The 24,550-nt window shown below is 61.9% G+C and carries 21 protein-coding genes and 2 pseudogenes; 11 read left to right on the top strand and 12 right to left on the bottom strand.

Translation table 11 applies throughout. The annotated features are described in order from the left end of the window. The first annotated feature begins 33 nt into the window (after positions 1-33). Both JQ591_RS24430 and JQ591_RS24425 read left to right on the top strand, forming a co-directional pair. Positions 34-411 carry a response regulator transcription factor gene (locus JQ591_RS24430; RefSeq protein ID WP_211398524.1) on the top strand — a complete coding sequence of 126 codons (378 nt, stop codon included), beginning with the start codon at positions 34-36 and terminating at the stop codon, positions 409-411. A gap of 112 nt (positions 412-523) precedes the next feature. Further along, positions 524-849 (top strand): annotated as a pseudogene (locus tag JQ591_RS24425) (transposase); the annotation flags it as partial. 627 nt (positions 850-1,476) lie between these two features. Here JQ591_RS24425 and JQ591_RS35425 read toward each other — a convergent pair. Then, positions 1,477-1,905 (bottom strand): tyrosine-type recombinase/integrase, encoded by a 429-nt coding sequence (locus JQ591_RS35425; RefSeq protein WP_249137606.1) that lies wholly within the window; start codon positions 1,903-1,905, stop codon positions 1,477-1,479. Between the two features lie 238 nt (positions 1,906-2,143). Here JQ591_RS35425 and JQ591_RS35420 point away from each other — a divergent pair, with 238 nt between their 5' ends. After that, entirely contained in the window at positions 2,144-2,446 is a 303-nt protein-coding gene (locus tag JQ591_RS35420; protein ID WP_249137605.1) for a hypothetical protein, read from the top strand. Positions 2,447-2,970: 524 nt separating this feature from the next. Here the strand turns inward: JQ591_RS35420 and JQ591_RS24415 are convergent. The 3 genes from JQ591_RS24415 to JQ591_RS24405 all read right to left on the bottom strand — a co-directional run bounded on the left by JQ591_RS24415 (position 2,971) and on the right by JQ591_RS24405 (position 5,143). Next, the gene (locus JQ591_RS24415; RefSeq protein ID WP_211398522.1) at positions 2,971-3,183 is read right to left on the bottom strand and encodes a hypothetical protein; all 213 of its coding nucleotides are present in this window, start codon (positions 3,181-3,183) and stop codon (positions 2,971-2,973) included. Between the two features lie 63 nt (positions 3,184-3,246). After that, positions 3,247-4,158: an IclR family transcriptional regulator gene (locus JQ591_RS24410; protein WP_249137603.1), complete on the bottom strand. Its 912-nt coding sequence runs from the start codon at positions 4,156-4,158 to the stop codon at positions 3,247-3,249. 70 nt (positions 4,159-4,228) lie between these two features. After that, entirely contained in the window at positions 4,229-5,143 is a 915-nt protein-coding gene (locus JQ591_RS24405) for a dihydrodipicolinate synthase family protein (protein ID WP_211398521.1), read from the bottom strand. A gap of 234 nt (positions 5,144-5,377) precedes the next feature. Between JQ591_RS24405 and JQ591_RS24400 the strand changes: the two genes are divergently transcribed. The 8 genes and pseudogenes from JQ591_RS24400 (at position 5,378) to JQ591_RS24365 (ending at position 14,494) form a co-directional block, all read left to right on the top strand. Beyond that, positions 5,378-6,718, top strand: coding sequence for an MFS transporter (locus JQ591_RS24400; protein ID WP_249137600.1), 1,341 nt, complete (start codon positions 5,378-5,380; stop codon positions 6,716-6,718). A gap of 71 nt (positions 6,719-6,789) precedes the next feature. Further along, on the top strand, positions 6,790-7,947 hold the full coding sequence (locus JQ591_RS24395; protein ID WP_211398520.1) for an ABC transporter substrate-binding protein: 1,158 nt from the start codon (positions 6,790-6,792) through the stop codon (positions 7,945-7,947). Between the two features lie 54 nt (positions 7,948-8,001). Further along, positions 8,002-8,883, top strand: a complete 882-nt coding sequence (locus JQ591_RS24390; protein WP_211398519.1) for a branched-chain amino acid ABC transporter permease — start codon at positions 8,002-8,004, stop codon at positions 8,881-8,883. Continuing rightward, positions 8,883-9,881, top strand: coding sequence for a branched-chain amino acid ABC transporter permease (locus tag JQ591_RS24385; RefSeq protein ID WP_211398518.1), 999 nt, complete (start codon positions 8,883-8,885; stop codon positions 9,879-9,881). Before JQ591_RS24390 ends, JQ591_RS24385 begins: the two co-directional genes overlap by 1 nt. Continuing rightward, a complete protein-coding gene (locus JQ591_RS24380) occupies positions 9,865-11,361 on the top strand; it encodes an ATP-binding cassette domain-containing protein (RefSeq protein WP_211398517.1) in 1,497 nt (498 codons plus the stop codon). The genes JQ591_RS24385 and JQ591_RS24380 overlap by 17 nt, the downstream gene beginning before the upstream one ends. Before the next feature lie 88 nt (positions 11,362-11,449). Then, positions 11,450-12,435, top strand: a pseudogene (locus tag JQ591_RS24375) (dihydroxyacetone kinase subunit DhaK). 1 nt (position 12,436) lies between these two features. Beyond that, positions 12,437-13,042 (top strand): dihydroxyacetone kinase subunit L, encoded by a 606-nt coding sequence (locus JQ591_RS24370; RefSeq protein WP_349630402.1) that lies wholly within the window; start codon positions 12,437-12,439, stop codon positions 13,040-13,042. Between the two features lie 51 nt (positions 13,043-13,093). Then, positions 13,094-14,494, top strand: coding sequence for an FAD-binding oxidoreductase (locus JQ591_RS24365; RefSeq protein ID WP_211398515.1), 1,401 nt, complete (start codon positions 13,094-13,096; stop codon positions 14,492-14,494). 77 nt (positions 14,495-14,571) lie between these two features. Here JQ591_RS24365 and JQ591_RS24360 read toward each other — a convergent pair whose 3' ends face one another. The 8 genes from JQ591_RS24360 to JQ591_RS24325 form a co-directional block, all read right to left on the bottom strand. Further along, a complete protein-coding gene (locus JQ591_RS24360) occupies positions 14,572-15,675 on the bottom strand; it encodes a DSD1 family PLP-dependent enzyme (protein WP_211398514.1) in 1,104 nt (367 codons plus the stop codon). Then, positions 15,672-17,087, bottom strand: coding sequence for an MmgE/PrpD family protein (locus JQ591_RS24355; protein WP_211398513.1), 1,416 nt, complete (start codon positions 17,085-17,087; stop codon positions 15,672-15,674). The genes JQ591_RS24360 and JQ591_RS24355 overlap by 4 nt, the downstream gene beginning before the upstream one ends. A 6-nt stretch (positions 17,088-17,093) precedes the next feature. After that, entirely contained in the window at positions 17,094-17,849 is a 756-nt protein-coding gene (locus JQ591_RS24350; RefSeq protein WP_211398512.1) for an ABC transporter ATP-binding protein, read from the bottom strand. 1 nt (position 17,850) lies between these two features. Continuing rightward, positions 17,851-18,912 (bottom strand): ABC transporter substrate-binding protein, encoded by a 1,062-nt coding sequence (locus JQ591_RS24345; protein WP_211398511.1) that lies wholly within the window; start codon positions 18,910-18,912, stop codon positions 17,851-17,853. Between the two features lie 34 nt (positions 18,913-18,946). Continuing rightward, positions 18,947-19,705: an ABC transporter permease gene (locus JQ591_RS24340; protein WP_211398510.1), complete on the bottom strand. Its 759-nt coding sequence runs from the start codon at positions 19,703-19,705 to the stop codon at positions 18,947-18,949. After that, the gene (locus JQ591_RS24335) at positions 19,702-20,514 is read right to left on the bottom strand and encodes an ABC transporter permease (protein ID WP_211398509.1); all 813 of its coding nucleotides are present in this window, start codon (positions 20,512-20,514) and stop codon (positions 19,702-19,704) included. Before JQ591_RS24335 ends, JQ591_RS24340 begins: the two co-directional genes overlap by 4 nt. A 158-nt stretch (positions 20,515-20,672) precedes the next feature. Further along, positions 20,673-22,367: a hydantoinase B/oxoprolinase family protein gene (locus JQ591_RS24330; protein ID WP_211398508.1), complete on the bottom strand. Its 1,695-nt coding sequence runs from the start codon at positions 22,365-22,367 to the stop codon at positions 20,673-20,675. Beyond that, entirely contained in the window at positions 22,364-24,406 is a 2,043-nt protein-coding gene (locus JQ591_RS24325) for a hydantoinase/oxoprolinase family protein (protein ID WP_211398507.1), read from the bottom strand. Before JQ591_RS24325 ends, JQ591_RS24330 begins: the two co-directional genes overlap by 4 nt. Positions 24,407-24,550: the final 144 nt, after the last annotated feature.

The following is a 24,550-nucleotide window of genomic DNA, read 5'->3' as shown; positions in this document are numbered from 1 at the left end:
CGGCCGGCGGCTCCGCGATCAGGAGCGATCATCTTGTCTGTCCCTTCGGTCATTTCCGTCATTGACGATGATCCCTCCGTCCGGCTCGCGACGAACAATCTTCTGACGTCGCGGGGATACACGGTCTACATCTTTGGCTCCGCTCACGAATTTCTCCAATCGGCCGAACTGAACACGACGTCCTGCGTAATCGCGGACGTTCAGATGTCGGCCATGAGCGGTGTTGATCTGTTGATGCATATGCGCGGCCTCGGTCACAGCACGCCTTTCATCTTCATGACGGCCTTTCCCGACGATGCCGTGCGCGAGCGCGCCCTGAAGGCTGGCGCCATCTGCTTTCTCGCGAAGCCGTTTTCCACGCCGGCTCTGGTCCAATGTCTGGAGACCGCCCTGTCGGTGACTCTGCCATGAGCCCCGTACGTCTGCTGCTCGGGACAGATCGTTAGAGGGCGGCGACTGTGGGAACCGCGCCGCTGACCAGATGCGGACTTCTTCACCGCACTATCCCTATTTCAGCTCGACGGCCTACCGCTGCCCATCCGGCCAGCTGCGGCCCTACCACTACACCAGTACGGAATGACGCTGCGCCGTTACTGGTCGACGGCAGCCTGCCAAGGCTGCGCGATCAAGAGCCAATGCACGCCGTCAAGGGAGCGCCGCATAACGTGCTGGGAGCATGAGCATGTAGTCGAGGAGATCCAGAGGCGGCTCGATTCAAATCCTGGCACCATGCGGACGCGGCGCGACGCGGTCGAGCATCCCTTCGGCACGATCAAAACCCGTATGGGTGCGACACACTTCCTGACGAAGCGCCTACGGAATGTAGCCGCTGAGATGGCCTTCATGATCGATGTGTCACTGCCAGAAATGACAAAGTCGTAGTCGCTGGCCAGCATTGCTCGAGCACGTTCAGGCCCAAGCGCAATGCTCCCCATCCGCATTCCAGAATGCTTAATAGCACTTTCGGCCTGCGCTATGACGTTCGATGCTTCGCTATCGTCATTTTCCCTGGAAAATCAGAGGACAAACTCGTCTCTCGCGGCAGCCGGCTTCACGTTCGATCAGCAGTCAAGGACCATATCGACGCTGTGTCCGGGACAGAAATCCCGCTTGGGGCGGTTGGCGCTCCGAATGACGGAGCCGAACCTATACCTCATGGACGAGCCAACAAATCATCTGGACATTGAGGGCCAAGAGCAGCTCGAAATGGAGCTGAGCTCGCGCGGGGCAGCCGCGATATTGTCTTCGCACGATCGTGCATTTTGTGAAAACGTTGGTACGCGATTTTGCTCATCGAGAACGGTCGGTTGTATGAATTGGAATCGCCCGAACCATTCTATCGATCTCTTATCGAGAATGTTGCCGTATCCCGGCTCGTAGGCAAGCTCGTGGCGTGCTGAGGGCGCGTGCCCTTCATGCACCGGATAGTTTCGGTCGCAGGTTCGATCTAGGCGTAAGCTTTGGACATTTAGGCGCCTAACTCGCAATCAGCGTTGCTACGAATTGTTCCATCAAGGGTTGTGAAGCCTTCTGCATTTTGTGCAGGTCCTCAGGTTTTAGGTTCGTGTAACGCCGCAGCATGCGCCAATCTTTATGGCCGGTCACCATAGCGACTTGCTGGGTTGAAAAGCCGGCTTCGAACAAGCGACTGGTCCCTTCATGGCGCAAGTCGTGAAAACACAGATCGTCGATTTCGATAGCGTTGCACGACCGATGAAAAGCAGCTCCAACAGATTTCGAGTGGTGAGGAAACACACGCCCTATGCCGCGCGTGACGATACGTTGCTCGAGAACGAGCTGCCACGCGTCATAGCCTGTGGAATTGAGAAGGGCGACTACCTGATGGTTTCCGTCTTTTCGTCGCGGATCTTTGCGGTCGCGTATAGTGAGTGTTCGCTTTGACATATCGAGGTCGGACCTCTATTCGGCAAATCTCGGCTTGGCGCATTGCAGTCGCAACGGCGAAACGAATGATCCTTCCAAGCGGAATGAACTGTTGAGGGTTAGACCCAGCATGAGCGATCAATTGGGCTAGTTCGTCCTGAGTAGGGCGACGATCGCGTTCGTTTGACTTGCCTACCAGATCGAGATGTTTAAGCGCAGCTCGGGCTAGCTGAACGCCCTCGACGGAGACCTCGATGCCGTGGACTGCCGCAGCGTGCAGCAGGATGGCTCGAATGAACGAGAAATCAATCGCAAGGGTTGCCGGCCCGGCGCCTTGTGCGGCCCGCTTCCGTCCAAACTCGATCAATTTCTCGCGGGTGATGTCTTTGAGCTTCACGCGCCCGAGGGATGTCTTGAGCGCTTTAAGGACCATGGACTTCGACCGTCGAACAGGCTTGCCGACCTCAGCAAGATCGTCGAGATGCAACGCGATCAGGTCGGCAAAGATACGCGGCTACTCATATGGCCGAGAGCGCCGGATGGGAGCGCCCCGATCGATTGAGCGTTCTGCGTCAATGGCCCACTCTTCGGCGTCACGCCGCCGGACAAACGTGTTCGCAACGTACTGGTTCTTTCTCCTGACCTGAACGCGCCAGCTCCCCGACTTGAGCTTTGTAAAGGTTCGGCATTGCGTGTGCACTCCACTCCGATTTCGTGTGCGCTACGTGTGCACCGAGAGATCAAATGCGGTACAAACGTGTGCAATTTTGGCTAGTTTGGAGTGCACACGTGTGCACTTGTTCCTACTCTAGTCCATTGTAAGGATAGGATAACTAGTTGAAATATCAAGACTATCGCTTTTCCGTTGCCCCCATGATGGATTGGAGCGAGAGTTCAAGTTTATCAGTTAGTTAGAAGGCGGCGTGTGCACGACGTGTGCACCGGGAGATCAAGAAAAATCCTGCCTCGGCCAATCCAGGCAGGTCTCGGAAGTGGGGCTGCATCCGATCTGCGAACATACGAGCAAGCTTCAACTACGTGGGGCTGGGCGAGGTGGCGCCCGACAGCTCCGCGCATCCGCTGCGTTTAGATGGTGGAAAGTCGAACGAAGGTGCAGCGCAGCTTGTCGCAGTTTTTGGTCGCCGTCAGTGCAAGTCTCTGCCGTAAAGTATCACTTTCGGTCGGGCCTAGCAGCATCGGCTCGTGCTGGCAATGCACGAGCATTTCGGAGACCGACGCATCGTTCGACAGCATGAGTGCGGTTTCCACCAGGCCGGCGGTGTCGCCCGGCTGGCTCATCTCGTGGCGGGGAATCTCACAGGCTCGCCACGGAAGTAAGACACCCAGTTATGACTTGATAGTCTATTCGGTAGGCGTCTTTGTTGCTGAGCTCGGGTGCCTCGCCTCATCATCTGAGCCGGCGTGTTTGCCTGAAAAACCTGCCTCCGGCTTTTGCGAACTTGGCTCGTAGCCAAGACGTATCGAGAGAAGCTCTGCATGCGTCATCACGGCCCGCGCCAGCTCGGGCACGCGTTCGGGCGTGACGCGCCGGCTTGGCCCGCTGGCGCTGATTGCAGCGAAGACTCTGCCGGCACTGTTGCGGATCGGCGCGCCGACGCAGCGCAGCTCCGGCTCATGCTCGCAATCGTCGATCGAATAGCCGCGCGCTCTGATCGCGGCGAGCTCGGCCCTCAGCCGTTTCGGCTCTACAATGGTGTTGGGCGTGAAGTGGGCAAGGCCGGCGCGGATGACGCGCTCGATCACCGCCTCGCTCTGGAAGGCGAGCGCCGCCTTGCCGACGCCGGTCGAGTGGCAGGGCGAAGCCTCCATCGTGATTACGGTGTTGTGCGGCCGCGCCACCTGGTTGCGGCGGTTGACGAAGACCATCTGCGCGCCGTCGAAGATGCACAGATGCACGTCCTCGCCGGTGAGCTTGGCGAGCGTGTCGACGAAGGGGGGCGCCTCGCGATAGAGCGGCAGGTTCGTCAGCGCGTTGCCGCCGAGCTCGAACAGTTTCAGCCCGAGCCGGTAACGGTCGCGGCTGGCATCCTGCTCAAGGAAGCCGACGCTGCGCAGGCTGTCGACGATGCGATGGACGGTGGTGCGGGGCAGGCTGGTGCGCCGCGCGATCTCGACGACGCTGAGCTCGGGGTCGCTCGAGGAGAAGGCCTCGAGCACCTCGAGCATCTTGAAGAGCGACTTCACGCTTTGTCGACTGCCGTCGGCGCTCGTCATGTCGGGACCTTCCGGGCGGCGCGGCCTTGCGAAGCGCATGCCGCGATCCAGCCCCGGCTTAGACGGAATCGGGCGCGGCGGCAATGCGGCCGCGCCCGTTGTCGAATGCTCACTCGGCTGCGGCGAGCCTCACGCCGCCGTCGAGCTCCATCAGCGGCTTGAGGGCTGCTGCGATCGCCTCCTTCTGCCGGCTGGTCGGCGCCGGCATCGGCTGCCGCGGCAGGCCGCCCGGTGAACCCTGGAGGGTGAGGGCGTGCTTCACGCAGGCCGGCAGATTGTCGCCGACGATCGTGTTCCAGAACCGCAGCAGGCGCTTGTGGATCTCGAGCGCGGTGGTGTGGTCGCCACGCTGAACCGCGTTCCACAGTGCGACGCAGGCACCGGGCACGGCGGCCGGATTGGCCGCGATCGTGCCATGCGCGCCGAGCGCGAAGGACGGATAGAGCAGTGCGTCGACCGCGGTCAGCACCACCTTGCCGGCGGGCACGTCGAGCAGCAAATCGGCCATCAGCTTGAGGTCGCCGGCGCTCTGCTTGACGCCGATCACGCCCGGCAGCTCGTTCATGATGCGCAGGAGCAGTGCGGGGCTCAGATAGTTCCAGGGCACGACGTTATAGATGATGACCGGTTGCTTGACCCCTTCCGACAGTGTCTTGAAGTGGCCGACGGTGGCATCCTCGTCCGGCTTGAACAGATAATGCACCGGCGTGATCTGGAGTGCGGCGACGTTGACGTGCTCGATGGCGCGGGCACGCGCAATGGCTTCACGCGTCGAGTTGGCGATGATGCCGGCCACGAGCGGCACCTTGCCGTTCAGCTCCTCCGCGCAGGCCTCGATCAGTTGGCGGAATTCGTCGGCGGTGAGCGTGTGGCCCTCGCCGGTGCTGCCGCCGACGCAGACGCCGTGCACGCCCTGCTCGAGCAGGAACTTCACCTGGTGGCGAAATGCCTTTTCGTCGATGTCGCCGTTCGGGTCGAACGGTGTGGTGAGCGGCGGAATGATTCCGGTGATCTTTGCTGGCACGATTTCCTCCATTTTATTGTTCACAATGCGGACAAATGAATACGACAAATGATCGCAAGGCGTCAAGCATGGGCAGCTATGCGGTGGAATTTTAGCTCTTAGAATTAAACGAGATGGCAACCTCGGCCGAAAAATCCTCTTGACATGTGGGATGAGTCATTGCTCATGATGTCCGCAATACGGACAAAAGTCCGAGCAGGGGCGTTTCCCTGCCGAGCCCGGGAAGGTAACGTCATGAGCGAAATGGTTGGGTCGATTGGGTCCGGCAGGGTTGCGGATCAGCAATCCTCCGCCGCGATCACGGCGCGAGAGTCGAGCGACATCCGCAAGGTTGCGGTGGCGAGCGCCATCGGCAACATGATCGAGTATTACGACTTCACGCTCTACGCGACCGCGACCGCGCTCGTGTTCAACAAGATCTTTTTCCCGAGCACCGATCCGCTGGTCGGCTCGCTGCTTGCGTTTGCCACTTTCTTCGTCGGTTATTGCGCACGGCCGCTCGGCGGCGTGCTGTTCGGCCATTTCGGCGATCGCGTCGGCCGCAAGACCGCGCTGCTCCTCACCATTTTGATCATGGGTTTGGGCACGTTCCTGATCGGATTCATGCCGACCTATGAGCAGGTCGGCGTGCTCGCGCCGATCTGCCTGATCGGACTGCGTCTGCTTCAGGGCATCGGCATCGGCGGCGAGTACGGTGGCGGCATGACGATGACGGTCGAGCACGCGCCGACAGACCGCCGCGGCTTCTTCTCCTCGCTCGTCCATGTCGGCGTGCCCGCCGGCTTCCTGCTTCCGATCGCGCTGCTCGGACTGCTGTCGACCTCGATGAGCGAGGGCGATTTCCTGGCCTGGGGCTGGCGGATTCCGTTCCTGTTCTCGATCGTTCTCGTCGGCATCGGCATCTTCATCCGCTTCCGCATCTCTGAGACGCCCGCGTTTCAACGTGTGCTGAACGAGGAGGGTGCGGCCAGCGTGCCGGTAGTCGAGGCTGTGCGCGATCATACGGGCAACATCCTGTTCGGCATCGGCGCCAAAATCGCCGAGAGCGGGCTGTTCAACATCTACGCCGTGTTCGCGATCACCTATTGCAAGACCAAGCTCGGCCTGCCCAGCCTGACCATCCTCAACGGCGTTCTCGTCGGCTGCGCGCTGGAATGCCTGACGTTGCCCTTCTTCGGCGCGCTGTCGGACCGGATCGGACGGCGCGCCGTCTATGTCGGCGGCATGCTGTTCCAGGTCGCACTCGCGCTCGTGTTCTTCCAGATGCTGAACACCGGGCACACCGGCATGATCTGGCTGGCGATCGCGCTCGGTCTCGCGCTCGGCCATGGTTCGGTCTATGGCGCGCAGGGCGCCTATTTCTCGGAGCTTTTTCCGGCGCGCATCCGCTACAGCGGCCTGTCGCTGGTGCAGCAGCTCGGGCCGATCTTGGGCGGCGGTCTGTCGCCGCTGATCGCGACGGCGCTGCTTGCCGCATACGGCTCGCCCTTCTGGGTCGCCGTTTACATGGCCGCGATGGCGTTGTTCTCGGCCGCCTGCACCTTCGGTCTCCGCCCGCTTCGTGCGGGCGGCTGAGCCGCGCGTCCACCTTTCGAAAATACCCGTCCGATCGAGGCGGGGGCCAGCGAAAATATCGGAGGAATTCCATGGTGTCTCCTTTGCACGTCTCTCGACGCAGTCTGATCAAGGCAATCGCGCTCGCGCCGCTCGTCACGCCGGCCATCATCGGCCGCGCCTACGCAGCCGATCCGATCCGGATCGGCATCTCCGGGCCGATGACGGGCCAGTTTGCCCAGAACGGCCAATGGATGAAGAACGGTGTTGCCATCGCGGTGAAGCAGGCCAACGACAAGGGTGGCATCAAGGGCCGCATGATCGAGGTGCGGATCGCCGACGACCTCGGCCCGAACCCGACTGCGGCGGCCAACGCCGTCACCAAGCTCGCGACGCAGGATGAGGTGGTGGCGCTGGTCGGGCCGCATTACACGCCAGGCATTTTGCCGAACGTGCCGCTGCTCGGGAAATACAAGATCCCGGCCTTGACCGGCGCGACCGGTCCGGTCGTCACCCAGCAGGGCAGCCCCTGGGTGTTTCGGGTGCGCCTCAACGACGCGATCGGCGCCGACCTCCTGGTTAAATACGTCACCGAAGATCTGCAGTGGAAGAAGATAGGGCTCGGCTACGTCAACACTGCGTTCGGCCAGTCCGGCATTGCCGTGGTCAAGGCGTCCCTAGCCAAGCGCAATGTCGAGCCGGTGCTGGTGCAGGCCCATACCGATGCGACCAAGGATTTTACGTCGCAGATACTCGCCTTCCAGCAAGCGAGCGTCGACGGCGTCATCGTCTGGACTGATGATCAGCCGGCCGGGCTGATTGCCAAGCAGAGCAAGACGCTCGGCGCGAAATTCGGCATTGCCGGCAATACCGCGTTCTCGCAGCCGATCTTCCTCGGCCTCGCCGGCGAAGGCGCCGACGGCTGCATGGCGATCGGCGAGTTCGTCAAGGACAATCCCGACGAGCGCGTGCAGGCCTGGAAGAAGCTCTATGCCGCCGCCTATCCCGGCGACGAGCCGGAGCTCTATGCCACCGTCTATCACGACGCTGCCAAGCTGATCATCGCAGCGATGGAGCGAGCCGAGACCATCTCAGGCGAAGCGATCCAGCAGGCGCTCACCGGAGTGCGCGACTTCCAGGGCATCGTTACCCGCTACGGCTGGACCGACAATGGCGACATGACCCATTCCGGCATCATCACCAGGGTCGCCGGCGGCAAGCCGGAGATCGTCAAGGTCATCACGAGCTGACGCGCGTGGCTGCCGGATAGTGCCGGCTGCCGACGCCAGCGATGGGGGCAAGCGATGCTGCAGACGTTCATTCAAATCGTACTGGTGGGATTGGCGGTCGGCGCGGCCTATGCGCTGGTGGCGCTCGGCTACACGCTGATCTGGAACGCGGTCTCCCTGGTCAATTTCGCGCAAGGCGACCTCGTAATGTTAGGTGCCTTCGTCTCGGTCGGCTGGCTCGCCAATCGGCTCGGCATGCCGCTATGGTTGAACCTCATCACCATGCTGGTGATCCTCGGCCTGTTCGGCGCCGGGCTCGCCTGGGGGATCTATCACCCCTTGCGCAACGCGCCGCAATTGTCGGCGATCGTGGCGACGCTTGGTCTGTCCATGGCGTTGCAAAACATCGCCGTGATCATCTGGGGACCGCAGCCGCTCAATTTCGCCGGTCCCCTGGGCACGACCTCGGTGCATTTGTTCGGCTCGACGATCTATGCGCAGTACCTCGTCATCCTGGCCGCGCTCGCGGCGATGATGGCGATCCAGCACGTGCTGTTCCAGTACACCGCACTCGGCCGCGCCATGCGCGCCACCGCGCAGGACGCCGAAGCCGCGCGGCTGATGGGCATTCCCACCGCGCGCATCATCGCATTCATCTTCGCCTATGCGACGATGCTCGCCGCCCTCGCAGGCTGGCTGATCGCGCCGCTCTCCTATGTCTCGTCGGACATGGGCGTCAACCTGTCGCTGCGCGCCTTCGCCGCGACCATTCTCGGCGGTTTCGGCTCGATCCCCGGCGCGCTCGTCGGCGGGCTCGCCTTCGGCGTGATCGAGTCGGCTGGGTCCTTCTACATCTCGTCGGAATATATCGACGTCATCGCGTTCGGCGTGCTGATCGCGGTTTTGATGTTCCGCCCGCAGGGCATCTTTGGCGAACTCGAACTGGAGCGTCCCTGATGTCCACCGAGGCGAATTCATTGACGATGCGCACGCTCGTCATCCTGGTGATCGCGGTCGCCATCCTCTGCGGTCTTCTGCTGCCGCGGTTCCTGTCGGTCTATTATCTCCAGGTCGCCGACGTCACCCTGATCAACATCCTGCTTGTACTCGGGCTCAATTTCATTCTCGGCTTCGGCGGCCAGATGTCGCTGGCGCAATGCGCGTTTTTCGGCATCGGGGCCTACGCCTTCACGCTGCTTCAGGCTGCCGGCATGCCGGTGCCGGTGGCTGCGGTCGGCGCAATCGCGCTCTCGGCCGCGGTCGGAATGGCGCTCGGCTGGCCGACCCTGCGCCTCAAGGGCCACTATCTCGCGCTTTGCACACTGGCCTTCGCGCTGATCGTCGAGCGGCTATTGGTGAACTGGGAAGGTCTCACCAACGGCGCCAACGGCATCACTGCAATCCCCGGCATCGGGCTTGCCGGCGAGAACGACAAGATGCTTTGGGTGCTGCTCGCGGTCGTCGCCAGCGCCTATCTGCTGCAGGCCTGGATCGCCAACGGTCCGCTCGGCTTGCGCATCCGCGCGCTGCGCGACGATTCGCTCGCGGCGCAAGCTATCGGCGTCGACGTCTCGCGGCTGAAGATCATGCTGTTCGTGATCTCGGCGGCCTATGGCGGGCTCGCCGGCATCTGCTACGTGCTGCTGCGCGGCTATATCAGCCCCGACGTCTTCTCCTGGCAGTCGACCTTCTCCTATCTCGCCATGGCCGTGGTCGGTGGCCTCGGCAGCCCCCTTGGCGCGGTGTTGGGCGCGATCCTCTACACCTTCGTGCCGGAGCTGCTGCGCTTCATGCAGGAATATTACTTCGCCGTGTTCGGCGTGATGGTGATCCTCGTCATCACCTTCTTTCCCGCGGGCCTCTCGGGGATGGTCCTCTCCGTCCTTCGCAGCCTGCGCCGACCTGGAAAATCCTTTGCACGATCGGATGTGACGCATCATGAACGCGCTGCTTGAACTCACCGGCGTTACCAAACGCTTCGGTGGCCTGACCGCGCTCGAGGGCGCCTCGCTCTCGGTCGCGCAGGGGACGATCCACGCCGTGATCGGGCCGAACGGCTCCGGCAAGACCACGCTGTTCAACATCATCAGCGGCATCTACATCCCGACCGAAGGCGAGGTTCGCTTTGCCGGCGCCGTGGTGACGTCGAAGCCGCTGCACCAGCTCGCGGCGATGGGGCTGGCGCGCACGTTCCAGAACACCCGCTTGTTTGCCTCGATGACCGTGCGCCAGAACGTGCTCGCCGCGCGGCACGGGCGGGCGCATCCATGGCGCTTCGACCAGGAGAACGCGCGCCGGGTCGAGGAGATCATCCAGTTCGTGGGGCTCGCTGACGTCGCCGACACCAGCGCGGCCTCGTTGCCGCAGGGTCAGCGGCGTTTGCTCGAAATCGCCAAGGCGCTGGCGCTGGAGCCGCGCCTCGTGCTGCTCGACGAGCCGCATGGCGGCCTCAACCACGCCGAGACCGCGCGGCTGATCGAGGTGATCCGCCAGATTCATGCGCGCGGCATGACGATCCTGCTGATCGAGCACGAGATGGAAGTGGTGATGACGCTCGCCGATCGCATCACCGTGCTCAATTTCGGCAAGGTCCTCGCTGAAGGATCTCCCGCGGAGATCCAGAGCAACGAGGCCGTCATCGAGGCCTATCTCGGCCGGGCCGACCGCGAGGCGGAGCTTCATACGCAAATCGGCCGTGCCGCCGAAGGCACCGGCGCGCCGCTGCTCGAAGTCGCTGACCTCACCGTCCGCTACGGCGATATCGAGGCCGTGCGAAAAGTGTCGCTCAATGTCGGCACCGGCGAGTTCGTGGCGCTGCTCGGCAATAACGGCGCCGGCAAATCCTCGACGTTGAAGGCGATCGCGCGTCTAGCGCAGGCGTCCGGATCGGTACGCTTCGCCGGCCAGGAATTGACGAAGGAGCCGACCGAGCGCTTGGTCGGCAGAGGCCTCGCGCTGGTGCCCGAACGCCGCCGCCTGTTCGGCGGGCTGACCGTGATTGAGAATCTCAAGATCGGCGCCTATGGCCGGCCGCATACGGAGCTCGCCCGGCTGATCGAGGAAATGCTCGAGCTGTTTCCCAACCTTAGGCGTCTGTCCGCATCGCTCGCTTTCTCGCTCTCCGGCGGCGAGCAGCAGATGCTCGCGATCGCGCGCGCCTTGATGAGCCGGCCGCGCCTGCTGCTGCTCGACGAGCCGTCGCTTGGCCTTGCTCCGCTGCTGGTCGAGCAGGTCTTCAGCAAGCTCGTCGAGGTCAATCGGCAAGGGACGGCCATCCTGCTGGTGGAGCAGAACGCGCGTATGGCGCTGTCGGTCGCCCATCGCGGCTACGTACTGAGCTCGGGCCGCATCGTCGCCGAGGGCACCGCCGCCGAGGTCGCGCGCGATCCCCGCCTGATGGGCGCCTATCTCGGTCACGGTGAAGCCGCGGAATAACCAAGTCGAAATCAGTGCTCACGATCGCAAGCGACGTCGCGGGCAGGCACGGCATCGGCGTGCGAATGGTAGTCGCTGGAGCTGTGCAATGAAGAAACTGATGAATTCACCCGATGTCTTCGTCGACGAGATGCTTGCGGGCCTCGTCGCCGCCCATCCCTCACTGGTGCAGGAGGGGCGCGTCATCCGCCGCGCGAGCGGGACGAAGAGGGGCAAGGTCGGCATCGTCTCCGGGGGCGGCTCTGGCCATTTGCCGCTGTTCACCGGCTATGTCGGCGATGGCCTGCTCGATACCTGCGCCATCGGCGACGTGTTCGCGGGTCCTTCCGTCGATTCCTGCATTCAGGCGATCCGCGGCGCCGATGGCGGCTCTGGTGTGCTGCGGCTCTACGGCAATTACGGCGGCGACCGCATGAATTTCGACCTCGCCGGCGAGATGGTCGAGATGGACGGCATCGAGACCACGACCGTGCGCGGCACCGACGACATCGCTTCGGCCGCGCCGGAGGACAGCGCCAAGCGTCGCGGCGTCGCGGGTATCATTTATGCCTATAAGATCGCGGGCGCAAGGCCGATACCGGCGCGGGTCTCGCTGAAGTCACCGCCGCGGCGCAAGCCGCCGTCGATGCCTGCCGCACGATTGGCGTTGCGCTGTCGCCCTGCCAGATTCCCAGCGCAGCGAAGCCGACTTTTGAATTGGGCGCCGACGAGATCGAGATGGGCATGGGCATCCATGGCGAGCCCGGCATCTGGCGCGATAAGCTGCGTCCGGCCGACGAGATCGCCGACGAGATGGTGCGGCGCTTGCTCGCGGACCCCGTCGCTCACAAATCGGAGCGCGTCTCTGTGCTGGTCAACAGCCTCGGTGCGACGCCGCTGGAGGAGCTGTTCATCGTCTATCGCCGCGTCGTCGCGCTTCTGAAGAAGGAGGGTCTGACCATCATGCGTCCGCTGGTCGGGCATTACGTGACCTCGATGGAGATGGCGGGGCTGTCGATCAGCATGATCCACCTCGATGCCGAGCGCGAAGAGCTGTTGGCCGCGCCCTGCGCCTGCCCGTTCTGGAGGGTGTGACGTGGCGATCACGGCAAATCATTTACGCCACGCCGCGGACCGGGCAAAGGAGGCAGCTGCGCTTGCGCAGGGCGATCTCAATGCTGCCGACGGAAAGATCGGCGACGGCGACACCGGTGTCATGCTGCGTCGCCTGTTCGAGAGCGTTGCCAACGCCATTCCCGATCAGGAAACGGACATTGGCAACGTGTTTCAGGCCTGCGCCAAGGCATGCGCCAGCGGCACCGGTTCCAGTCTGGGAACGCTGGTGACGGTCGCGATGATGACGCTTGCCAAGGCGACCAAGGGGCGCAGCGAGATCGGCTGGGACGAGCTAGCGCCGCTGCTGGCCTCGGTCCGCGATCAGATGATGGCGCGCGGTGGCGCGAGGCTCGGCGACAAGACCGTCGTCGACATGATCGATGCGGTCGCAGTTGCGCTCGATGCGTGCCGGACGCGGGACGAGGCTTCTGAAGCCGCGCAGAACGCCGCCCGTGAAACGCTCGCGATGTACCGCGAGCGGCCGAACAAGCTCGGCCGCGCCCGCATGTTCGGCGAGCGCACCATCGGGCTCGACGATCCCGGCATGCTCGCCTTTTCGCACCTGCTAAATGCCGTCGCAGCTTGAAAGGCACGCCACCGTCGTGCAGATGGAGGCAGGGAGAAAAAGGAGGCCGATATGAACGCCCATGCCCTGTCGCGCCCGGCGCCCGGGACCATCGCCGAGGTCAAGACGGGGCTCGTCGAGCGCCTCGATGCGCGCGTCACGGCGGTGCAGGCGGTGCTTGAGCAGCACAGCCATGGCGAGGGCCTGCCAGCCGTCGGCGTCCCCGATCTTGTCGCTTTCCCCGAGACCAACGAAGAGGTCGCCTTCATCCTCGCGCTGTGCAACCAGCGCCTTGTGCCGGTGACGCCGTTCGGCGCGGGGTCCTCGCTCGAGGGCCAACTCGCCGCGCTCGCCGGCGGCGTTTCGCTGGATATGAGCCGCTTCGACAAGATTTTGGATGTCTCGCCCGATGCCCTCGATTGCCGCGTACAGGCCGGTGTGACGCGGGAGGCCCTGAACGCGGAGATTCGCGACACTGGATTGTTCTTCCCGGTTGATCCCGGCGCCAATGCCTCGATTGGCGGCATGGCCTCGACGCGCGCCTCCGGCACCAATGCGGTGCGCTACGGCACCATGCGCGAGAACATTCTCGGCCTCACCGTGGTCACGCCCGACGGCCGCATCGTGCGCACCGGCAGCCGCGCGCGAAAATCCTCCGCCGGTCTCGATCTCACGCACCTTTATGTCGGCAGCGAAGGCACGCTCGGCGTCATCACCGAAATCCAGCTCAAGCTCTATGGTCTGCCGGAGACCATCGTGGCCGCGGTCTGCCAGTTCCGTTCGCTTGAGGGCGCGGTCGCCGCTGTCGTGGCGGCGCTCCAGTCCAATCTGAAGATGGCGCGCGTTGAGCTGCTCGACGAGGTGCAGATGCGCGCCGCGATCCGCTACTCCAAGCTCGACTATGTCGAGACGCCGACGCTGTTCCTCGAATTCCACGGCACGCCGGCCGGCGTGCAGGAGGAGGTCGAGCTGATGCAGGCGATCACCGCGGATCAAGGCGGCGGTGAATTCCAGTTCGCCGAGCGCCCCGAAGACCGCAATCGCCTCTGGAAGGCGCGCCACAATTCTTACCAGTCGGTAATGGCGCTTAGCCCAGGCAAGAACAACATGGGCACGGACGCCTGCGTGCCGATCTCGGCTTTACCGGCCTGCCTGCTTGAGACCAAGGCCGATATCGTTGCCTCCGGGCTGACCGCACCGATCGTCGGCCATGTCGGTGACGGCAATTTCCATCTCGGCATCCTGTTCGATCCCAAGGATGCGGACGAGACCGCGCGTGCCGAAGCGCTTGCCTTCCGCACCGCGCGGCGGGCGATCGGCATGGGCGGTACCTGCTCCGGCGAGCACGGCGTCGGGGTTCATAAGATCGTTCACATGGAGACCGAGCACGGCGAGGGCGTCGCGTTAATGAAGGCGATCAAGCAGGCGCTCGACCCCAACGGGATCATGAATCCGGGCAAGATCTACCCTTGAACAACGCTTCCAGGTCTGGCCGCGTTGCTCGCCGAAAACCGACCGCCGTTTGCGAACGACGTTTGGGGCAGCACGTTTCAGCGCAAGCGCGCCGCGGCAGGGATGGGCCAGACGTGTTCGATCCGTCTTCCGCGAACGGCGAAAATCTCGCTGTGGAGATGCATCGTCGTGTCGGCATAGCCAACAACGAAACGAATGTGCTCGCCGATAAGCGGCGCGGCGTGCGGTGCGTTGAGCTCGATCCTGGCATGCTCGGCCGAGAAACCGACACGTTTGACATCTGGCACATCTAGCGGGAGCGGCATGCCCGCATCCGTGCTCATGGCCTTCTTGCCGGCATCGGCGATTATGCGCGTCGGCGTCGGCCGACTGGTCACGGTAGAGAGCACCGTCAGTGCATATTCCACCGGCACGTTATAGATTGTACGATAGCGCACATCGCCGAAGATGCCGCCTCCCGCCTGAATCTCCGTGATACCCGAAATCATCGTTGACGTCTCAAAGGTGCCGGTACCGCCGCAGCTCACTATCTTAGTTGAAATACCAGCGTCGCGACAGAGTTGAGCGCTCGCGACTACCGCGCCTACCGCCTGCTCGATGGCCCGACGCTTCTCTCCCGGATCGACAATCCGGGTAGTGTGGCCTTCCCATGTCATCAGCCCCGCAAGATCAAGTGAACCGAATCCCCCAATGACGCGTGCGAGGGCCAGCACTGGTTCGCCCGGCAGCACGCCCGCGCGCGCCGTGCCCGTGTCGACCTCAATAAGGACCCGCAGCCGTACACCGGACGCATTCGCCGCGCGGGCCAACTGCGTGACATTTTCTATGCTGTCGACCGCCACTGCGATGTCGGCCCGGCTGCGCAGTCTCATCAGGCGGTTGAGCTTGATCGGGCCAACGATTTGGTTGGCAATCAGGATGTCGGGGATGCCGGCATCAACCAGCATCTCGGCTTCGGAAAGTTTGGCGCAGGTGATCCCCATCGCGCCCGCGGCGATTTGCAGACGAGCGACGTCAGGGGATTTGTGGCTCTTGCAGTGTGGACGCCAGCTAACGCCACCGGCAGCGCACGCATCGACGATCCGCGCGACGTTGCGCTCCATGACGTCGAGATCGACAATCAGCGACGGCGTGTCAAGTGCGTCGAGGGAAGTCCCGATCAGGTCGGTCACGTCGGTCATGCGGCTAGGGCTCCGGGTCGGCACCGCAGAAACAAATGCACAATCTCACGCGCATCGCCAAGCCCGTCGAGTTGCATCAGCGCCTGCTGGAGCGCGGCGATCCTGCTGTCATCCGCATCGAAGCCCCATTGCACGCAGGATCTGAACTTGGCGAATACTTCCGCCTCGCTCATCGGCTCGTCCGGTGAGCCTTTCATGGCCCGGCGCTCCTCCGCAATGATGCGTCCATCCCGAAGGTGCAGCCGCACGCGAGCCGGAGCGATAGCGGTGGACTCTATATCTGCGGCGGCGACCGTCTGCACTAGCGTGGCAAATGCGACATCCGCAGCGCGGATGCGATTCGGTGCGAAAGTCGCAATCTCGACTTTGCCATCCGTCAAAGCCGCAGCAAAGGCATAGGCGGCATTGAACTGAGCGTGCACTACCGGATTCGGATGCCCGCGATCGAAATTCGCGCCGACGATCTTGGTGTTCACCTCGCTTAATTCGATGGTGCCGCTGGTGATATCGTCGCCGTTGATCCCTTGCGCGCGTACATCGAGAGCAAGCTGGATCGTGGTGTGAACACAGCGGCAGCACGGATAAGGCTTCATGCTAAGATCGCGCATGCGCCAGTCTGTGCCGAGTCCATTTGTCAATATCTCGGATCTCACTTCACCGCGCTCGTACAGCTGGAACAATCCCGCTTCGCCTTCGAGGAACCGCCAGGGGCCGGTGATGCCATTGGCCGCCAGATGCGCAGCCAGCAAGCCGGAGCGCGAAGCAAAGCCCGGCCCGATACGCTTGGCGAGCGCACCATCGGCGATGAACTGGGTCGTGCCGCTCAGCTGGACGAAGGCAAGCCCCATCGCATGCAAGGTGCGTTCGGCATCCAGCCCGAACACCTTGGCGGCAGCCGCCGCAGCGGCAATCGATCCCAACGCGGTGGTCGGATGCCAGCCCTTGCCCAGCGAATTGTAACAGGCAAGGCCAAGACGACAGAACAACTCGACGCCTAGCGTGACAGCGGTGATAAATTGCCGGCCCGTCGTCGGCTCGTCTTGGGCCTCAATTGCCGCCAGCACTGCTGGGAGCACGACGCAGAACACGTGAACGCGCGCGGGATCATGCTGATCGTCAAAATCGAGGCTGTGGGCGGCGGCGCCGTTGGCGAGAGCCGCGGTAACCGGATTGACGGTGCTTGAGTTGAGCAGGAGCGTGGCCTTGCCGCTGCTTTCCCACGCCGTCAGCGCGGACACCAATTCGGCCATGCCCGGCGCCTTGGCGGCGCCAGCGATGACGCCCAGCGTGTCGAGCGTGAAGAGCTTGGTGGTGCGCACGACGTCGTCACGCAAATCGTCATACGACAAACCGGCAAGAATAGCAGCAATGTTGCGCCCAATGCTCGGTGCTACGGCAGTATGATCGTTCATCGGAGCCTACGCATTCATGTCATGCCGCAGGAGATCGGATATCTCGCGCCGTAATTGGAGGAATAGAGGATCGAGTTTCATGCTTTCGTGGCGCGGCCGCTCGTACGGCACGACCAGTTCACGCAGCACGTGGGCAGGGCGCTTGCTGAACACCAGGATGCGATCGGCCAGATAGAGCGCCTCTTCGATGCCATGGGTGACGAACAGCACCATCTTGCGCTCCGCCTCCCAGATGCGCACCAATTCGTCCTGCAGGACGTCGCGGGTCTGAACGTCGAGTGCGCCGAACGGTTCATCCATCAGCAACAGACTCGGACGAATACAAAAAGCGCGGGCGATGCCGACGCGCTGCTGCATACCGCCGGATAGCTGATGCGGCCAGGCATTTTCGAAGCCGCGCAGGCCGACGAGGTTTAGATAATGGGAAGCCTGTTTCAGCCGCTCAGACTTGCCGACGCCCATCACCTCGAGCCCGAAGGCCACGTTCTCCAAAGCTGTACGCCAGGGAAACAGATCGGCTCCCTGAAACACCATGCCACGACCGGCGCCCGTCTTGCCCGTGATGTCCTTACCGTCGAGCACGACCGTGCCACGATCTGCCGGGACCAAACCGTTGATGATCTGTAGCAAAGTGGATTTGCCGCAGCCGGACGGACCAAGGAGAGCGACGAACTCACCTTCCTGTACTTCCAGAGACTGATCGAGCAGGACCGGGGTATTTTCGAACGATTTACAAATGCTCGATACATTGAGATGAGCCATGTCAGGTAAGCTCTTTGTTGGCTTGCTCGAGGTAGGTGCGGTCGATGAGCTTATTTAGATCGATCGTGCCCTTCAGCGCGCCCGCCTCCTTATAAGCCGGGATGATCTTGGCGAACTCGTCCGGCGTCATGGTCTGCATGTGATCGGGAAAGGCCGCGATCTCGGTCGTCAGCGTTTCCCATACCGGCTTCAGGAATGCGTCATCGGCGGCTCGCAATTCCTTCGACGAGGCGTATTTGCCGAGTTGGTCCTTGTACCATCCGTAGTCCTTATTCGTCTTGCGAAACGAAGTGAGGATCGCTTTCAGGGTGGCAACGGCTGCAGCCTTGTTCTCATCCCGCTCCAGCCATTTGCCGCTTGTTATGACGACAGCGCTGAACCAATTGCCATATTCCTGCCAGGGACGCTCGAGAATCTGATAGTTGCCGCGCCTCGTTAGCTCGGCTGCTTGCTCGATATGCATAGGTACTGCGTCGACCCGACCGCCAATGAGCGCACGGGCGCGGTCGCCCGAGCTGCCTATCTCGATGAAATTGACCTTCTTCGGATCGATACCTCGCTTGATGAGCGCGCCGAATAGCATGACGTACATGAAATCGCCAATGCTGTTGATGGCAATGGTGCCGCCCTTGGCGGCCACTTCTTCAAGGCTCTTGGTCTTGTCGGCGTTGACGACCACGACCTGCGATGTGTTGCTATAGGAAAGGCCAATGATCTTGAGATCGGCTCCCGCCTCTGCCGCAGCCAGCGTCGAGGCAACGTCGGCATCGCCGAGATCAGCGCCGCCCGCAATAACTTCCTGCACGATCTGAGGAATTTTCTGAGTCGGCCGGACTTCAGGCGAGGCGAAACCCGGTATCTTAGCAAGCTCACTCTTCAAGCCTGCCTGCATCGGCACGTTCACTGCGGCGGCCGACGCCAGCGTATTGACTTTAAGCACGCGCCCGGCTTGTGCGAAGGACGAAGAGACCGGACCAAGCGTTATGATGCTCAAGCCACCTGCGCCGGCAGCGACACCGGCACGCAGGATGCTGCGCCGATTCATGACCTCGAACATCGTCATCAGTCAATCTCCTGTTGCTGTCTGAGAATGAACTTCATCGATCGCGGGTCCGACTGGCGTACCAGGGCGCAGCATAGTCGGCTATCCATCGCATCAGTTTCGTCGCTGAGATGCTAACCATCATGAGAATGACAATTAACGCGAAGAGCGGAGCGGTCGACAGGTCAAGGCCGGCATTGTTGAGCAAGCCACCATAGTCTGCACCGATAAACATTTCGGCGGTGACGATGGCGCGCAGCGCGTGCACAAAGCCCACGCGCGCCGCGATCATCAGGTAAGGGTGCAGCGCCGGCAGGATAACATAGCGGAAGCGTTTGAAATCGTCGGCGGCAAACGAATGCGCAACGTTGAGCAAGCGAGGCGAGACCGATCGGGCCGCTTCGGTGATAGCAATCACAACATACCAGACCGTCACCACGAAGACGATGGACGTACTGAGCAACAGGCCTCGCCCCATAAGGATAATGAACAACGGAACGATCGCTGCCGCCGAGACGACAATGAACATCGAGGCCCATGGCTTCACGACCGCATCGACCGAGGGAATGCGCCCCATTGCAATGCCGAGCGGCACGCCGATACCGAGTGCGAGCAGGTAGCCAATCATCATCTGCCACATCATTCGCCATAGCCCGGCCCAAACGAGCCCATCGGAAAGCGTCTCAACCAGTGCGCGCCCCACCTGCACCGGCGTGGCAAGCAGGGCGTCCCCTAAGCGCTGCCCGGCCATCTGCCAGAGGACCAGGACCAGAAGGATACCGAGAAGATTCAGGAGGCGCGGATGGGATTTCATGACGAAGCCTTTGGGCGCCATACACAAAGGCGCCGCTCGACGAGCAGCAAAATCTCCTGGAACGCGAGCCCCAACATGCACAAAAGGACCAGCACGCCGAGTACGGCCGCGCTGTCAAGGCGAACCGCAGACTGCTTCATGATCGAGCCGAGATTGACCGCAGCCAAAAACAGCTCCGCCGTGATCATTGCATTGACGGCGCGCACGACTCCGATACGAAGCGCAGTGAACAGGAAGGGCAAGCTTTCCGGTAACAGCACAAGACGCATACGTTGCCATGCAGTGGCACCGAAGGAGCGCCCGACGTCGAGCAGCTTGCGGTCGGCATTGCGGGCCCCTGTGCCGATAACGATGATCATATCGAAAACACACATCATGACGACGAGCGCGACGCGCGCTTCGAAATAAAGCCCGAACCAGATCATGATAAAAGGCGCCCACGCGACACTCGGCACTGCGTAGATAAGATTCACAATCGGATCGATCAGATCGTGGACGAAGCGCACACGCCCCATCAGCATACCGACGGGAACTGCGATCGCGCAGGAGATAACATAGCCGAGCGCCATGTGTCGCAGCGACCCGGCTAGTGCTACCGGCAGTTCGCCGCTCGCGATCAGCTCATAGAGCCGCGAGAGCACCCCCAAGGGCGTAGCCAACACAAAGCTGGAATAATTTTGCGCCACGGCCTGCCAGATCAAAAGACCGACCGCGACCGATGCGACGTATAAGAAACAGAATGAGCGTTCTTTAGCCCGGCGGAATGCGGGGCGGCCTCCCTTCGGTTCGACATCGGAATCGATCGTCATGGCTACGCTACCTTGAGTAATGGGGCTTCCGCCCGGTAACTAGATTAAGCTCATCCACATAGTTGGAAGCAAACTGTCGCAAATCAACTTCACGCCGATTACGGATGCACAGGTTCACGGTGGAAGAGAACGCATCCGGCCGAATGACAGGGAGGAGATCACATCTTCACTTCCATTGCATAGGACAAGCGCGCGGCCTGCAGGCTCACATAACCATAGGCGATGTCCCGCTCGAGCGATGCTCGGTCGCGCTGGCTCGGATCGCCATAGCCGCCACCACCCGCCGAAATGCAGATGATGCGCGCACCCGGCATCACCGCGACTCCGCTGTCGTGAATGCCGATCTTACGGCTGCCGACTTCGTCCGCGAGGTAATAGTCATGGCCAGGTCCAGCCGCTCCATCCTGCGTACCAAATGGACGGACGGAAACTCCTTCGCCCGCAGCATTAAGAATTGCCGGCGCATCACCCTGATAACGTAGCACGAGCTTGCCGCCGAGGCCGCCGCGCCAGCACCCAACCCCACCAGTGTCGGCCTCAAGCGCATATTCCTCTACCAGCAAGGGATAGGAATTTTCTGTACGTTCGATACTGGGGGAGGGTGTGCCGCCGGGATTGTGCAAGCCGCCGATGTTCGGCCAGCCATCATGACCGCGATTACCACCAGTGCCGCCCTTGTTGAAAAAGTAGTGCCAGATGAAAGGCGTGCCCGCGCGATCCTTACCGGCCAGCGCAAAGCGGAAGCGACGCGCGAAGCCGCCGATCGCGCGGCTGGGATCAGCCCCTTCCAGCGCCTGCAGCACGGCCTCGATCACAGCACAGGCGGTTGATGACGTGCATGCGCCAACGGGCGCGGGAGAAACGGGATCGAGCAGGCTGCCGGAGCGCGTGCGGAGTTCGATTGCGCGAGCGCTTCCGTCGTTCAATCCATCTTCGTCGCCGCTGAAATATAGGAAAGCCACCATGACAGCAGCGCGGGTGTTGGCCTGGGGGCTGTTGATGAACGCTTTCACCTGGTCCGGGCATTGGGTGAGGTCGACGATCGCATGTCCATCCTTGATCTCCACGGTGACTGGGATCGGCAACAGACCATTTGGCGCTCCAGAAAATTCCATGTAGCTAAGTCCCTCGTGAGTGCCATCGCAACACTCCGCGAGCATCCTGCGTGTTACTGCCTCACCGCCATCGAGGATGCCATTAACACACCCTCCGATCTCAGCGCTGCCGTAACGCACGAACAGATGATGTAAACGGCAGATGCCGATGCGGACCGCTGCGAGCTGCGCCATCAGATCGCCCCGCAAATCGCCAGGCTTGCGGGAGTTTTCCGCGACAAGCCGCAGTATGTCCTCGCGCAATCGGCCTTCCGCGACGAGCTTGAGCGGCGGTATGCGTAATCCCTCTTGCCAGATCTCGCTTGCAGCGGCGCTGTAGCCGCCGGCCGACATGCCTCCGATATCGCCTTGATGTGCACGGAGCGCCACCCAAAGGTGAACCTGCCCATCCGCAAAGAACGGCATGGCAAGGGTAACGTCAGGCAGATGGCTGCCGCCCCAATAGGGATCGTTGGCCATCAAGACGTCACCCTCGTGCAGATCGGCCGCGAAGGCTTCGGCCATCATGCGGACCGCCAGCGGCATAGCACCCATGTGTATCGGCACGCGCTCGGCCTGCGAGACTGTGAGGAAATTGGCGTCCAGCACGACTGCCGAAAAATCCTGGTTCTGATTTAAGATGGGCGAGAAGCATGTATGAGTCATGGTCTCGACCATTTCTTCCGTCACAGCCTTCAGCTTGTGGCGAACGACGGCAAGGGTCAGCGCGCTGGCCTTCTGACCTGTACTAAGTTTCATGATTCACCTGCAACGAGGAGGAGGCTACCAACCCGATCCATCATGGCAATACTGCCGGGCTCGACAAGAACGGTTGTGGAGGCAGATTCAATAATGGCAGGGCCACTAACACGCATACCGCGACGAAGATCGTCAAACCAATAGATGTCAGCCTCGATAGGGCGCCCAATATAGATGTCCCGCCTGCCCCGGAAGGCGGGTTCCGGGTCTGGCTGTCCATTCTCTTGAACAGGCAGATCAATCTTGGGCAATGCGCCAAATACCGAGATTCGACAGGCGTCGATAATGCCCGGCTCGCCTTCATGAGCATGCTGGTAAAGGCTTCGATACGCCTCCGTAAAGCGCCGCTCGATATCGACGGGGTAAAGGTTATCACCGAGGGGGACGGGAATTCCATGGTTCTGGCGCGCATAGCGACATTCCATGCTGCGTTGTACGTGGATATGATCAGCGACAACGCCGGTTTCCTTCAGCAAAATGCGCCCCTCGGCTTCGAGCTCCGCGAATATGGTGGCGAGCTCGGCATGGCTGGTCGCAAGAATGGGACGATCAAGCGTTCGCTGAAGATCCTGGCGAATGTCCGCTGCAAGAAAACCGAGCGCTGACAGCACCGATGCCATGCGTGGGATTACGACTTTTGGAATCTGCAGTTCGCGGGCAACCCCATTGGCGTGAAGACCGCCAGCGCCACCGAACGACATCAGCACGAAGTCGCGCGGATCCTGCCCCCGGCGCACCGTGGCGAGACGGATGCCTTCCGTGATACCTGAGGTAGCCAGCACGTGCACGCTCCAGGCTGCATCCTCAATGCTCATACCAAGCGGAATGGCAATGTCGTTTTCGATTGCCGCGCGTGCGCCGTTCACGTCGAGCGGCATGCGGCCGCCGAGAAACGTTGTTGGCGAGATCAGACCGAGCACGAGATTGGCATCGGTTAGGGTCGCCTGCGTGCCGCCCTTTTGAAAACAGGCTGGCCCAGGAACCGCGCCCGCGCTACGCGGACCAACCGCGAGGATGCCACTACTGTCCACCACCGCTACGCTACCGCCTCCAATCCCAATTGGATTTACCTCGATGGCGGGTGCGGCGATGCGCAGGTCCGCGAGATCGGTGCGGCTTTTCTCGACAGGCGCACCGTCTTGGATCAAACAAACATCGGTACTCGTCCCGCCGGTATCGTAGGTGACGAGATTGGCAATTCCGAGCGCCTTAGCGAAGAGTACGCCCGACATGGCGCCACCAGCCGGCCCGCTGGTTACCGCGCCGACAGCCCGACGGGCTGCCGCCTCGATTGGCAGGACACCGCCAGTCGATTGCATCACAAAGACTGGAACCTGAATGCCACGCGCGTTCAGTTGGCCGAACAGATGCCGCAGGTAGGCCTGAAGCCCAGGTCCGACATAAGCATTGACGAGCGCCGTGGAGAGCCGATCGTACTCGCCCTCGCGTGACAGCATCTCGTGGCTTAGTGACACGAAAGGCCGCCATCCCGAACGTTCGATCGCGGTACGAACCGCCAACTCGTGTTCCGGTCGCTTGTGCGCATGCAAAAAGCACACAACTACGCCCCCGACATCGGCGGCCCGAAATTGGGCAATGGCGGCTGCGAGCTCGGCTTCATCCAGCGGCGTGATTACGCTTCCATTCGCCCCTACGCGCTCCGTGACTTCCAGACGCAGCGGCCGTGCAACGATGGCCTCCGGGGCCGGCGTGCGAAGTGTGTATCGGTTGGGCCGCGATCCCTCTCGCAATTCGATCAAATCGCGAAAGCCGCGTGTCGTGATGAGTCCAAGACGAGCGCCGTTACGCTGCACCAGAATATTGGTGGCAACCGTCGTGCCATGGATGAACACGGAAACTTGCCGTAGGAGCGTCTGGAGATCCTCGCCGCGCTGAACTGCCATCAGCTCCAGGGCGTTGACAACGCCGCGTGAGGGATCGTCCGGCGTGGAGGGGGCCTTCGTGAAATGCAGAGCGCCGCCAGCATCTGCAAGCACGAGGTCGGTAAACGTCCCGCCAACATCCACACCGATCAACATTCCGTCACCGTTTTCTTGCCATCGCAGAGCTTGCGTTGGCTCCTTAGCCAGGAAAGCAGTATCCGAGGGAACGAACAATGACATTGATGAATAGCTTGCGATGCCATATAGGCATCAGTCGGAATGAAGGCGTGAGGGGCCACA

The organism is Bradyrhizobium canariense (assembly GCF_018130465.1).
Lineage (GTDB): Bacteria > Pseudomonadota > Alphaproteobacteria > Rhizobiales > Xanthobacteraceae > Bradyrhizobium > Bradyrhizobium canariense_C.
Note: the sequence above shows the minus strand (reverse complement) of the source record. Positions and strands in the feature narration are given on the sequence as shown.

Excerpts from the sequence above, each read along its gene's own strand:
- JQ591_RS35425 (WP_249137606.1), bottom strand. The coding sequence starts at position 1,905 with ATGTCAAAGCGAACACTCACTATACGCGACCGCAAAGATCCGCGACGA.
- JQ591_RS24415 (WP_211398522.1), bottom strand. The coding sequence starts at position 3,183 with ATGAGCCAGCCGGGCGACACCGCCGGCCTGGTGGAAACCGCACTCATG.
- JQ591_RS24410 (WP_249137603.1), bottom strand. The coding sequence starts at position 4,158 with ATGCGCTTCGCAAGGCCGCGCCGCCCGGAAGGTCCCGACATGACGAGC.
- JQ591_RS24400 (WP_249137600.1), top strand. The coding sequence starts at position 5,378 with ATGAGCGAAATGGTTGGGTCGATTGGGTCCGGCAGGGTTGCGGATCAG.
- JQ591_RS24395 (WP_211398520.1), top strand. The coding sequence starts at position 6,790 with ATGGTGTCTCCTTTGCACGTCTCTCGACGCAGTCTGATCAAGGCAATC.
- JQ591_RS24390 (WP_211398519.1), top strand. The coding sequence starts at position 8,002 with ATGCTGCAGACGTTCATTCAAATCGTACTGGTGGGATTGGCGGTCGGC.
- JQ591_RS24385 (WP_211398518.1), top strand. The coding sequence starts at position 8,883 with ATGTCCACCGAGGCGAATTCATTGACGATGCGCACGCTCGTCATCCTG.
- JQ591_RS24380 (WP_211398517.1), top strand. The coding sequence starts at position 9,865 with ATGAACGCGCTGCTTGAACTCACCGGCGTTACCAAACGCTTCGGTGGC.
- JQ591_RS24365 (WP_211398515.1), top strand. The coding sequence starts at position 13,094 with ATGAACGCCCATGCCCTGTCGCGCCCGGCGCCCGGGACCATCGCCGAG.
- JQ591_RS24360 (WP_211398514.1), bottom strand. The coding sequence starts at position 15,675 with ATGACCGACGTGACCGACCTGATCGGGACTTCCCTCGACGCACTTGAC.
- JQ591_RS24355 (WP_211398513.1), bottom strand. The coding sequence starts at position 17,087 with ATGAACGATCATACTGCCGTAGCACCGAGCATTGGGCGCAACATTGCT.
- JQ591_RS24350 (WP_211398512.1), bottom strand. The coding sequence starts at position 17,849 with ATGGCTCATCTCAATGTATCGAGCATTTGTAAATCGTTCGAAAATACC.
- JQ591_RS24345 (WP_211398511.1), bottom strand. The coding sequence starts at position 18,912 with ATGACGATGTTCGAGGTCATGAATCGGCGCAGCATCCTGCGTGCCGGT.
- JQ591_RS24340 (WP_211398510.1), bottom strand. The coding sequence starts at position 19,705 with ATGAAATCCCATCCGCGCCTCCTGAATCTTCTCGGTATCCTTCTGGTC.
- JQ591_RS24335 (WP_211398509.1), bottom strand. The coding sequence starts at position 20,514 with ATGACGATCGATTCCGATGTCGAACCGAAGGGAGGCCGCCCCGCATTC.
- JQ591_RS24330 (WP_211398508.1), bottom strand. The coding sequence starts at position 22,367 with ATGAAACTTAGTACAGGTCAGAAGGCCAGCGCGCTGACCCTTGCCGTC.
- JQ591_RS24325 (WP_211398507.1), bottom strand. The coding sequence starts at position 24,406 with ATGTTGATCGGTGTGGATGTTGGCGGGACGTTTACCGACCTCGTGCTT.